The following is an 11,236-nucleotide window of genomic DNA, read 5'->3' as shown; positions in this document are numbered from 1 at the left end:
GGGGTGGGGTGGTGCGGGGTGGGAGGGGTCAGCCGCGCCAGCCTCGGCTGGTCAGGGTGGACTGCACGCGGCGGATGAGTTCGCGGCCACCGCCTCGAAGGTCGTCATCGGTGACCCGGATCATCCGCCAGTCGAGGTCCTCGATGCGTTCGCGGCGGGTGATGTCGGAACGGAATTGCGCGCGGTCCGTGCGGTGGCCGTCGCCCTCGTACTCGAGGCAGAGCCGCCACTCCGGCCAGGCCAGGTCGACCCGGGCGACGAAGCGACCGTGCTCATCGGTCAGCTCGAGGTTGACCACCGGTTCGGGGATCCCGGCGTCGAGGAGGAGGAGGCGCACCTCGGTTTCCTTGGCGGAGTCGACCCGGGCGCGGGCGAAGGCAGCGGCCTCGCGCAGTCGGCGACAACCGCGTCGCCCGACGAGAGCATCGGCGGCGACGCGCAGATCCAGCGGTGTGTAGCGCGGCTCCCGGCCGGCGCACAGGGCATCGGCGGCCGCGACGAGGTCGCCTCGGTAGAGCAGGGTGCCGAGGTCGAGCCAGGTCTGAAGCGGCGACGTGACCGGCAGGCCAGCGTGCAGCTCGACGTCCATCAGGCTCGCTCGCAGCTGGTGCCCGACGATTCCCCGCATCTGAGGCGGGCGGCTCGTGGCCGGCACTGTCACGTGCAACCGGAGATCGGCCGACGCCCAGTGCGGGAGCGGCATCCCGTGCAACGTTGCAGCGGTGAGGTGGCTGAACACGTGGGTGGGCGGCATCCGGGCGACGTAGGCCTCGCACAGCTTGATGACTGTCGTCGGCTCGCCCCCCGCGACCCGAAGGCCGCGAAACGGCCGGGCGAGATCCCGGCTGCCGAGCCGACGTCGGCTCAACCCGGCGTCCCTGGCCTGGCCGACCAGGAACGGCTCATCACGAAACTCGGGCGGGAGCTCTGCGGGTTGCATGCCTAGAGGATGCCGGATGCCGCATCCGGGCGCCGGAATCTCTCCACAGACTCACCCGCCCCGCCCCGCCCCGCCCCGCAGCCCTCGCCGAACTGAGAGAAGAGCACCCTTTTCGGCCGAAAAACCGGGTCGAACTCACAGTTCGGCGGGGGTAGAGGGCGGGGAGGGGGGCGGGGCTAGGAGACCTGGATTTGGATCGGGGCGGTGTCCGGGATCGGGCTGGCGTCGCGGCCTCGGAGGTCGGGGTGCCAGCGGCGGCCGAGCGCGGGGATCAGGGTCCCGAGCGCCGCGAAACCGGCCGCGACGAGGATGGCCGCTCCGGCCCCGCTGTGGTCGATCATGAATCCGGCGATTGCCGACCCCATCGCGGCGCCCATCAGCTGGCCGGTGCCGACCCAGCCGTAGGCTTCCGCGGTGTCGCTGAACTTGACGCTGGCCGAGACGATCCCGAAGAGCACGGCGAACGCGGGGGCGATGCCGACGCCGGCGAGGAGCAGGGTGCCCGCCAGCCACCAGAAGTTGAGCCCGAGCGTGGCGAGCCCGAGACCGACCGTGACGATGAGCATCCGCCCGGAGAGAGCCCACGGGCCGATCGGGGCGTGCCCCAGGGCGAGGCCACCAACGAGCGAGCCCGCCGCGAAGATGCCGAGCACCCAGCCGGAGTCCGCGCTGCCGTGGCCGAACGCGGCGACGACGCCGGCTTCGACCGCGGCGCAGGCCGCCACCAGCATGAAACCGACGATGGTGCTGAGCATGACCGGTGGGCGCTTGAGTACGGCGCCGATCTTGCGTCGGCTGCGCGGGATGCGCACCCGCCCGACCTCCGGCAGGGCCACGAACCAGATGCCGCCGCCGATCAGGAATGCCGCCGCGAGCAGGATGCCGGCGACCGAGCTGACCTGGATGGCCACGAAGGTGGCGATGACCGGTCCGAGCACCCAGATGATCTCCTGGGCGGAGGCGTCAAGGGAGAACAGCGGGGTGAGCTGGCGGGAGTTGACGATCTTGGGGTAGATGGTGCGCACGGCCGGCTGGATCGGGGGAGTCGAGAGGCCGGCGACCAGGCCGATGGCCATCAGCCAGGGGATCGCCAGGGGCACCAGGGCCATCACGATGATCGAGGCGGCGCAGACCACGAGGGTGGTGACGATGACCGGGCGCATACCCCAGCGGCCCATCAGGCGGCTGGTGAGAGGGCCGGCCACGGCCTGGCCGATGCTCATCGCGCCGAGCACGAGACCCGCCGCGCCGTAGGAATCGTAGACCCGCTCGATGTGGATCAGGAACGCGAGCGAGAGCATCCCGAACGGGAACCGAGCGGTGAGCTGTGCGGCGATGACGCGAGCAACGCCCGGGGTTTTCAGAAGGGTCCAGTAGCTGCTCACAATTACTCAATCCTATCGCCGCGGATGCCTGCGCCCGAGCGGATCGGCACCCGGTACCGTTGACACGTGCACACTCTGATCTCGGCCGATGACCTGTCCCGTCGACTGGACGGAGGGGACGAGATCCGGGTTCTCGATGTGCGCTGGAAGCTCGGCGGCCCGCCCGGACTCGCGGAGCACCTGGCCGGCCACATCCCCGGCTCCGTGTACGTCGATCTCGACACCGAGCTCGCCGGGCACGGCGCTCCCGAGGACGGGCGGCATCCGTTGCCCGCCATCGCCGACCTGCAGGCTGCGGCGAGGCGCTGGGGCCTCCACGACGGAGACACCGTCGTCGTCTACGACGACCTCGGTTCCCAGTCGGCGGCCAGGGCATGGTGGCTGCTGCGACACGCGGGGATGCGCGACGTGCTGCTTCTCGACGGGGCGCTGGCCGCCTGGCGTTCCGCGGGCCATCCCCTGGCAACGGGCGACGACGCGCGCCCAGAGGCCGGAACCGTGCACCTGGCCTACGGCGCCCTCGCGACCATCGACGCGGACACCGCGGCCGCGATCGCCCGCACCGGCGTTCTGCTCGATGCCCGCGCCGCGGCCCGCTACCGCGGCGAGACCGAGCCGATCGATCCGCGGGCGGGACACATTCCCGGGGCGATCAGCGCGCCCAGCGCAGGCAACCTCGCGCCGGACGGACGCTTCCTGTCGGCCGAGGAGCTTCGCGCCAGGTTCGAGGCACTCGGCGTGAGGGCGATGCGGCCCGTCGGCGTCTATTGCGGCTCCGGCATCACCGCCGCGCACGAGGCCGCGGCCCTGGCCATCGCCGGGTTCGTGCCCTACCTCTACCCGGGTTCGTGGTCGCAATGGTCGAACCTGCCGGATCGCCCGGTCGAGACCGGTGACGCTGCGGCCAGGGATTAATCCGCGAAATCAGCCCGAAACACAAGGTGGGCATACTGGTCACGGGTGGGTCCGACGCTCAGGATAGTTGGCTCAAAACGTTATCTACGCACGGAATCCGCGTCAGCGAGGTGTTATATGCTCACATCTGTCGCAAACCGTTTACGGACCTCAATGACGAACCCGCAACATCCGACAAACATGAAGAAGGCCTAGCAATGCGCGCTAAATACCTACTCCCGGCTCTCGCCGCCGTCACCGTCCTGGTACTCACCGGCTGCGTCAACAACTCCACCCCGGCCACCGGCGGTTCCACCACCGCCAGCGTGACCAAGGACGACAAGGCCGCGGCCCTCCTCCCCGCGGACATCGCCGCGACCGGCAAGCTCGTCATCGGCACCGACCCGACCTACGCACCCAACGAGTTCAAGGATGAGGCCGGCGCGCCGATCGGCTGGGGCATCGAGATCGCCAGCGCCATCGCGGGCAAGCTCGGCCTGACGGCCGAGTTCCAGGTCGCCAAGTTCGACAACATCATCCCGAGCGTCACCGGCGGCAAGGCCGACATCGGCGAGTCCTCCTTCACCGACACGCTCGAGCGCGAGAAGCAGGTCGACTTCGTCAACTACTACACGGCCGGCATCCAGTGGGCCTCCGCCGTGGGCAAGGACGTCGACCCCGACAATGCCTGCGGCCTCAAGGTCGCCGTGCAGGCCACCACCTACGAGGACACCGACGAGGTTCCGGCCAAGAGCGACGCCTGCGTCGCCGCCGGCAAGGAACCGATCAACAAGCTCAAGTTCGACACCCAGGATGCCGCGACCAACGCGGTCGTGCTCGGCCAGGCCGACGCCCTCAGCGCCGACTCGCCCGTCACGCTGTACGCGATCGAGCAGACCAAGGGCAAGCTCCAGGTTGCCGGGAAAACCTTCGACGTGGCCCCGTACGGCATCGTCGTCAAGAAGGGTTCTGACCTGACCAAGGCCGTGCAGGCCGCACTCCAGTCGATGGTCGACGACGGCTCCTACGGTGAGATCCTCACCAAGTGGGGTGTCGCCGACGGCGGCATCGACACGATCACGATCAACGCAGCCGCGAACGGTTAACCCGTGAGCACCACGGAAAACAGTGGCGCGTCGGCGGGGAGAACCCCGCCGGCGCCCGAACCGGCCTCCGTGCCGATCAAGGCGATCAGGCTGCGGCACCCGTGGCGCATGGTGTTCGCGGTCGTGATCGTGGTGGTGTTCGCCCTGCTCCTCGTCGATGCCGCGTTCCGCCCGGCCTATGACTGGCCGTCGGTGGGCAAGTACATCTTCGATCGCCGGATCTCGCAGGCGGCCCTGGTCACCCTCGAGCTGACGGTGTATTCGATGGTGATCGCGATCATCCTCGGCGTCATCCTCGCCGTGATGCGCCTCTCGCCCAACCCGGTCGTCAAGAGCATCGCCTGGTTTTACCTGTGGGTCTTCCGCGGTACCCCCGTCTACGTGCAGCTGACGATCTGGGGCCTGATTTCCCTGATCTACACGAGCATCGACATCGGCATTCCCTTCATGGAGCCGTGGGTGTCGTTCCCGACCCAGGCCGCGCTGAACCTGTTCACCCTGGCGATCATCGGGCTGGCGCTCAATGAGGCCGCCTACATGGCCGAGATCGTGCGGGCCGGTCTGCTGGCCGTCGACCGCGGCCAGGAGGAGGCGGCCACCGCGCTCGGGATGAGCTGGTCGCAGACGATGACGCGGGTCATCCTGCCGCAGTCGATGCGGGTGATCATCCCGCCGACCGGCAATGAGGTCATCAGCATGCTGAAGACCACCTCGCTGGTCACGGCCGTGCCGTTCAGCTTCGAGTTGTTCACCCGGTCGAGGGACATTTCCGCGGAGACGTTCAACCCGATCCCGCTGCTCATCGTGGCCTCGCTCTGGTACCTGTTCTTCACCTCGATCCTGATGGTGGGCCAGCACTTCCTGGAGAAGCGATTCGCCCGCGGTGTCGGCGACCGCCAGCCGGAGAAGAAAGACCCCGGCACGGCCACGGGCGCCTTCACCGGGGTGGTTCCCGTGATCGGATCCGACCCGCCCGCCATCGTCACGCCACCGAAGGACCGACCTGGAGGTCAGCAATGAGCGACGTGAACGCGCCCGCGACGGCACCCCGTACCGACGTGCCGATGGTGCTGGCCGAACAGGTCTCGAAGAGCTTCGGCTCGAACGAGGTGCTGAAGAGCATCTCGCTCGAGGTCAAGCGCGGAGAGGTGATGTGCCTGGTCGGTCCGAGTGGATCGGGCAAGTCCACCTTCCTGCGCTGCATCAACCACCTCGAAGTGCTCTCCGCCGGCCGGTTGAGCGTCGACGGTGAGTTGATCGGCTTCCGGGAGACCCACGGCAAGCTCTACGAGATGGCGCCGAAGGAGGCGGCCAAGCAGCGCAGGGACATCGGCATGGTTTTCCAGCGCTTCAATCTCTTCCCGCACATGACGGCCCTGCAGAACGTGATGGAGGCGCCGATCCGGGTGAAGGGACTGCCCAAGGCCCAGGTCGAGCAGAGCGCGCGCGACCTGCTCGCCCGGGTGGGGCTGGCCGAACGCGCCGACTACTACCCGGCGCACCTGTCCGGCGGCCAGCAGCAGCGGGTCGCCATCGCCAGGGCCCTGGCGATGGAGCCCAAGCTGATGCTCTTCGACGAGCCGACCAGCGCGCTCGACCCTGAGCTCGTCGGCGAGGTCCTGGACGTCATGCAGGGGCTGGCCAAGTCCGGCATGACCATGATCGTGGTCACCCACGAGATGGGCTTCGCCAAGGAAGTGGCCGACTCGCTCGTCTTCATGGACGGCGGCGTGGTCGTCGAGGCCGGCGACCCCGAACAGGTCCTGACCAACCCGCAGCACCGCCGCACCCAGGCGTTCCTCTCGAAGGTCCTGTAACCGGAACCCCCGGGTGGCGGATGCTGCCACCGTCGCCGGTTCCGCCGAGACTCCCCGCCCAGCGGGGGTCCCGGCGGAACCGGCGATTTTCGCGTGGTCCTGTTCGGCCTAGGACGGACGCGTGTGCGGAGCGGTCGCCGAGGTCATCGCGGAGTCGTGCTCGACCACGTTGCCGAGCACCTCGTCGATGCGTTCCAGGGTCGCTGCCGGGATCTTCACCCCGGCCGCCTTGACGTTCTCGCGCACCTGCTCCGGGCGCGAGGCTCCGACCAGGGCCGCGGAGACATTGTCGTTCTGGAGAACCCAGGCGACGGCCAACTGCGCCATCGAGAGTTCGAGTTCGTCCGCGATCGGCTGGAGTTTCTGCACCCGGGTCAGGACGTCGTCGTTCATGAAGCGGCTGATCATGTCGGCGCCGCCCTTGGTGTCGGTGGCGCGGGAACCCGCCGGCGGGGCCTGGCCCGGCTTGTACTTGCCGGTGAGGACGCCCTGGGCGACGGGGGACCAGACGATCTGGCCGATGCCGAGCTCACGGGAGGTCGGGACGACCTCATCCTCGATGACCCGCCAGAGCATGGAGTACTGCGGCTGGCTTGAGATGAGCCCGATGCCGAGTTCGGTGGCGAGGGCGTGGCCGGCCTTGATCTGGGCGCCCGTCCACTCGCTGACGCCGATGTACAGGGCCTTGCCCTGACGCACGATGTCGGCGAAGGCCTGCATCGTCTCCTCGAGCGGAGTCTCGGTGTCGTACCGGTGAGCCTGGTACAGGTCGACGTAGTCCGTCTTCAGACGGCGCAACGATCCGTTGATCGATTCCATGATGTGCTTGCGGGACAGCCCGGAGTCGTTGTGGCCGGCCGGTCCCGTGGGCCAGTAGACCTTGGTGAAAATCTCCAGGCTCTCCCGGCGCTGGCCGGTGAGGGCCTCGCCGAGCACGGACTCCGCCCGCGTGTTGGCGTAGACGTCCGCCGTGTCGAAGCTGGTGATTCCCACGTCGAGCGCGGCCTGCACGCACTGCGTGGCGACGTCGTTCTCGACCTGCGAACCGTGGGTGAGCCAGTTGCCGTAGGTGATTTCGGAGATTTTCAGGCCTGAGTTGCCGAGGTAACGGAATTCCATGCCCTCAGCCTACGACTGAGATCTATCCGGTGAGTACTTTGTGGATGCGCTGCAGGGAGACGGATTCCGCGGCCTTCAGCTCCTGCGCGAACAGGCTGATCCTCAACTCCTCGATCATCCAGCGGGCGCGCACCAGGTTCGCCGGGGAATCGGGCGCCAGGGGGATCCGGCCGCCGGCATCCTGGTAGCGGGTCGTGGCGGCCTGGCTCTCGTTCATCCAGACCCGGTCACGATTCGGGTTGTCGCCCAGCTTGACGATGCGGGAGCTGATCCCGCCGAGATAGCGCGGCAGGTGGCGGAGCTGGGCGAGGCCGGCCGCACTGACGAAACCGGGGTAGATCAGCCCGGCCAGCTGGCTGCGGGCATCCGTCAACGCGGGCAGCAGCGCCATGCTGGTGGATGCCTTGAGCGCCTTGTCGGCGGACCTGGCCGCGGTGAGGATGCGGGCGACGAGCCCGACAGTCTCGAACATCGAGTCCATCACGACACCGGACACCCGGTCGCGGATGGTGTCGAACTCGGCCTTCATGAAGACCTGGCCACCCGGTTTGACCCGGTAGAGCACGTCGTCGACGCTCGCCGCCAGACAATCGTCGAAGAGTGCCTGGGTCGACCGGTACGGACTGGTGGCGAGGCTGAGCTTCTCGGCTCCGGTGAGGTGTTGTTGCACGTAGGCGACCGGCGACGGGGTGGCGAGCAGGAGCAGCCGGCGCACCCCGCCGGGCAGGGTGCGGGCCTGTTCCGCCTCGGTGCTCATCATCCGGATCGACACCGACTGACCCTCGTCGATCAGGGTCGGGTAGCCGCGGATCGTGTTGTCGCCCTGTCGGGTGTCGATGAATCGGGGCAGTTCGGCGAAGTCCCAGGTGGTCAGGCCGGTGCGCTCGATCGCATTTGTCGGGGTGGCCGCGGATGCCTTCGCCACGCTTTCGCGGACCCGGCTGCCGAGCCGGCGTTGCAGCTCGATCAGGTCTTTGCCGGAGGCCACGGGGCGGCCGCGTTCGTCGACGATCCGGAACGTCATCCTGAGGTGGGCCGCGACGCGGTCCAGTTCGAAGTCCCCGGCGGTGACCGGAACGTAGGTGAGGCGTTGGATCAGCGCCGCGAGGGTGGCGGTGAATGCGGTCTCGGCGGGGTCGACCACCGAGGCCGTCGAGTAGAACGCGCCGGTGGCGGAGTCCGCCCCGGCGGCCCCGACCGGGGCTCCCGGTGCCGGCGGAAGCTCGGTGAGCAGGCGTGCGGCCCAGTCGGCGGCCGGCACGACGTTGCGCCGGATGCTCTTCGGCAGCGACTTGATCAGGGCGGTGACGAGGTCGGCGCGGAGCCCGGGCACCTGCCAGTCGAAGCCGGCGGGGGAGAGCCGTGCCAGCAGGGCCAGCGGGATCTGCACGGTGACACCGTCGTCCTCCTCGCCCGGTTCGAACCGGTAGCTCAGGCTGAAACGCTGGTCGCCCTGGTGCCAGACCGGGGGAAAGACCTCTTCGTCGATCTCCGGCGCGTCCTCGGGCACGAGCGCCTCGGCCGTCATCGTGAGCAGATCGGGCGTCGCCGCCCTGGCCTGACGCCACCAGGTCTCGAAGGTGCGGGTGGAGCAGACGTCGGCCGGGATGCGCTTCTGGTAGAACTCGAACACGGCCTCGTCGTCGAAGAGGATGTCGCGGCGTCTGGTGCGTTCCTCCAGCTCGGCCAGCTCGGCCCGTAGCTTCTTGTTCGCGCGGTCGAAGGCGGTGACCCGCTGGTCGACGCGGTCGAGGTCCCACTCGCCCTCGACGAGGGCATGCCGGATGAACAGGTCGCGCGCGTAGGCCGGGTCGACCCGGGAGAACTGGATTCGGCGGCGCGGCACGATCGGCACCCCGTAGAGGGTGACTCTCTCGTAGGCGACAACGGCGCCCTGCTTCTTCTCCCAGTGCGGTTCGGAGTAGCTGCGCTTGCACAGGTCGCCGGCCAGGGGTTCGGCCCAGGCCGGGTCCACGACGGCGTTCATCCGGGCGAACAGGCGGCTGGTCTCGACCAGTTCGGCGCTCATCACCGCATTGGGCTGTTTCTTTGCCAGTGCGGAGCCGGGGAAGATCACGAAGCGTTGCTGCCGCGCGCCGATGTAGTCCTTCTTGGCGGTGTCCTTGAGGCCGATGTGGGAGAGCAGCCCGGCCAGCAGCGAGCGGTGGATGCCGTCGGGGTTCACGCTCGGGCCGCCGCCAGCTGTCGAATCAAGCACAGCCAGGCCGAGGGGCTTGGCCATCTGCCGGAGTTGCTTGTAGACGTCCTGCCACTCTCGCACCCGGAGGTAGTTGAGGAACTCGTTCTTACAGAGGCGGCGGAACGCGCTCGATCCGAGTTCCTTCTGCTGAGTCTCCAGGTAGTTCCAGAGGTTGAGAAGGGACAGAAAATCACTGGTCGGGTCCGTGAACCGGGCGTGTTGCTGGTCGGCCTGCGCGCGGCGTTCGAGTGGTCGTTCGCGGGGGTCCTGGATCGTCAGCCCCGAGACGATCACCATCACCTCGCGGCTCACCGCCTGCGTCTTCGATTCGATCACCATACGGCCGAATCGGGGGTCGATGGGCAGTTTCGCGAGCTGCTGGCCGATCCGGGTGAGCTTGGACACCCCTCCGCCGGCGTTGCTGCCGCCGGTGCCGGGGGCGACCGCGCCGAGTTCGGCGAGCAGGTCGAGCCCGTCCTTGATGCCGCGGGAGTCGGGTGGGGTGAGAAACGGGAACGCCGCGATGTCGCCGAGGCCGAGCGAGATCATCTGCAGGATGACGGCGGCCAGGTTGGTGCGCAGCACCTCCGGTTCGGTGTACTCGGGACGACGGGTGAAATCTTCCTCCGAGTAGAGCCGGATCGCGATGCCGTCGCTGGTGCGGCCGCTTCGGCCGGAACGCTGGTTCGCGGATGCCTGCGAGATCGCCTCGATCGGCAGCCGCTGCACCTTCGAGCGCACGCTGTAGCGGCTGATCCGGGCGGTGCCGGCGTCGATGACGTAACGGATGCCCGGAACGGTCAGGCTGGTCTCCGCCACGTTGGTGGCGAGCACGATGCGCCGCCGCACGCCGGCGACCTTCGACGGCTGGAACACCTTGTGCTGGTCGGCGGAGGAGAGCCGACCGTACAACGGCAGGATCTCGGTGGGGCTGGTCTGCCCGGAGGAGGCGTACTTGCCCTGCAGCGCGTCGGCGGCGTCACGGATCTCGGTCTCACCGCTGAGGAAGACGAGCACGTCACCGCTGGACTCCCGGTCGAGCTCGTCGAGGGCGGCAGAGATGCCCTCGATGTAGTCGCGGTCCACGGTGGGCGCGGCATCCGTCAGGTCGTCGTCTTCCATCGCCTCGGCGACGAGCGGGCGGTAGCGGATTTCGACCGGGTAGGTGCGGCCGGAGACCTCGATGATCGGGGCGGGCGTGCCGTCGGTGGCGGCGAAGTGTTCGGCGAAGCTCTGCGGGTCGATCGTCGCTGAGGTGATGATGAGCTTGAGGTCCGGGCGTTGCGGCAGGAGCTGGCGCAGGTAACCGAGCAGGAAATCGATGTTGAGGCTGCGCTCGTGCGCCTCGTCGATGATGATCGTGTCGTACTTCTGCAGCAGCCGGTCCCGGTGCATTTCGTTGAGCAGGATGCCGTCGGTCATCAGCTTGATCCGGGTGTCCGGCCCGACCTGGTCGGTGAAGCGCACCTGGTAGCCGACGGTCTGGCCGACCTCCTGGCCCAGTTCCTCGGCGATGCGCTCGGCGATGGTGCGCGCGGCGAGGCGGCGGGGCTGGGTGTGGCCGATGTTCTCCCGACCCAGCTCGAGGCAGATCTTGGGCAGCTGGGTGGTCTTGCCGGAGCCGGTCGCGCCGGCGATGATCACCACCTGGTTGTCGCGGATGGCGCGCGCGATATCCTCGCGGCGCTGACTGACCGGGAGTTCGGGCGGGAAGGTGATGACGACGGGGATCATGAGCCTTCCATCGTATTCCAAGCGGGGGACCGCCCGGATGC

The 11,236-nt window shown here is 68.4% G+C and carries 8 protein-coding genes; 4 read left to right on the top strand and 4 right to left on the bottom strand.

All coding sequences use genetic code 11. The features are described from left to right. Positions 1 to 28: 28 nt before the first annotated feature. Positions 29 to 940 (bottom strand): hypothetical protein, encoded by a 912-nt coding sequence (locus QMG61_RS12535; RefSeq protein ID WP_283494657.1) that lies wholly within the window; start codon positions 938 to 940, stop codon positions 29 to 31. Between the two features lie 176 nt (positions 941 to 1,116). After that, complete coding sequence (locus tag QMG61_RS12530; protein ID WP_283494656.1) at positions 1,117 to 2,325, bottom strand: MFS transporter; 1,209 nt, start codon at positions 2,323 to 2,325, stop codon at positions 1,117 to 1,119. A gap of 66 nt (positions 2,326 to 2,391) precedes the next feature. Here QMG61_RS12530 and QMG61_RS12525 point away from each other — a divergent pair, with 66 nt between their 5' ends. The 4 genes from QMG61_RS12525 (at position 2,392) to QMG61_RS12510 (ending at position 6,142) form a co-directional block, all read left to right on the top strand. Continuing rightward, positions 2,392 to 3,240 (top strand): sulfurtransferase, encoded by an 849-nt coding sequence (locus QMG61_RS12525; protein WP_502847038.1) that lies wholly within the window; start codon positions 2,392 to 2,394, stop codon positions 3,238 to 3,240. 197 nt (positions 3,241 to 3,437) lie between these two features. Then, positions 3,438 to 4,325 carry an ABC transporter substrate-binding protein gene (locus QMG61_RS12520; protein ID WP_283494655.1) on the top strand — a complete coding sequence of 296 codons (888 nt, stop codon included), beginning with the start codon at positions 3,438 to 3,440 and terminating at the stop codon, positions 4,323 to 4,325. 3 nt (positions 4,326 to 4,328) lie between these two features. Further along, the gene (locus tag QMG61_RS12515) at positions 4,329 to 5,345 is read left to right on the top strand and encodes an amino acid ABC transporter permease (RefSeq protein ID WP_502847037.1); all 1,017 of its coding nucleotides are present in this window, start codon (positions 4,329 to 4,331) and stop codon (positions 5,343 to 5,345) included. Beyond that, a complete protein-coding gene (locus QMG61_RS12510; protein WP_502847036.1) occupies positions 5,342 to 6,142 on the top strand; it encodes an amino acid ABC transporter ATP-binding protein in 801 nt (266 codons plus the stop codon). Before QMG61_RS12515 ends, QMG61_RS12510 begins: the two co-directional genes overlap by 4 nt. A 108-nt stretch (positions 6,143 to 6,250) precedes the next feature. Here QMG61_RS12510 and QMG61_RS12505 read toward each other — a convergent pair whose 3' ends face one another. Both QMG61_RS12505 and hrpA read right to left on the bottom strand, forming a co-directional pair. Next, positions 6,251 to 7,261, bottom strand: coding sequence for an aldo/keto reductase family protein (locus QMG61_RS12505; RefSeq protein ID WP_283494654.1), 1,011 nt, complete (start codon positions 7,259 to 7,261; stop codon positions 6,251 to 6,253). Positions 7,262 to 7,283: 22 nt separating this feature from the next. Further along, on the bottom strand, positions 7,284 to 11,195 hold the full coding sequence (hrpA, locus tag QMG61_RS12500) for an ATP-dependent RNA helicase HrpA (RefSeq protein WP_283494653.1): 3,912 nt from the start codon (positions 11,193 to 11,195) through the stop codon (positions 7,284 to 7,286). Positions 11,196 to 11,236 lie beyond the last annotated feature (41 nt).

This window comes from Cryobacterium sp. PH31-AA6 (genome assembly GCF_030063195.1).
GTDB lineage: Bacteria > Actinomycetota > Actinomycetes > Actinomycetales > Microbacteriaceae > Cryobacterium.
This window is presented reverse-complemented; position numbering and strand designations above follow the sequence as displayed.

Excerpts from the sequence above, each read along its gene's own strand:
- QMG61_RS12535 (WP_283494657.1), bottom strand. The coding sequence starts at position 940 with ATGCAACCCGCAGAGCTCCCGCCCGAGTTTCGTGATGAGCCGTTCCTG.
- QMG61_RS12520 (WP_283494655.1), top strand. The coding sequence starts at position 3,438 with ATGCGCGCTAAATACCTACTCCCGGCTCTCGCCGCCGTCACCGTCCTG.
- QMG61_RS12510 (WP_502847036.1), top strand. The coding sequence starts at position 5,342 with ATGAGCGACGTGAACGCGCCCGCGACGGCACCCCGTACCGACGTGCCG.
- QMG61_RS12505 (WP_283494654.1), bottom strand. The coding sequence starts at position 7,261 with ATGGAATTCCGTTACCTCGGCAACTCAGGCCTGAAAATCTCCGAAATC.
- hrpA (WP_283494653.1), bottom strand. The coding sequence starts at position 11,195 with ATGATCCCCGTCGTCATCACCTTCCCGCCCGAACTCCCGGTCAGTCAG.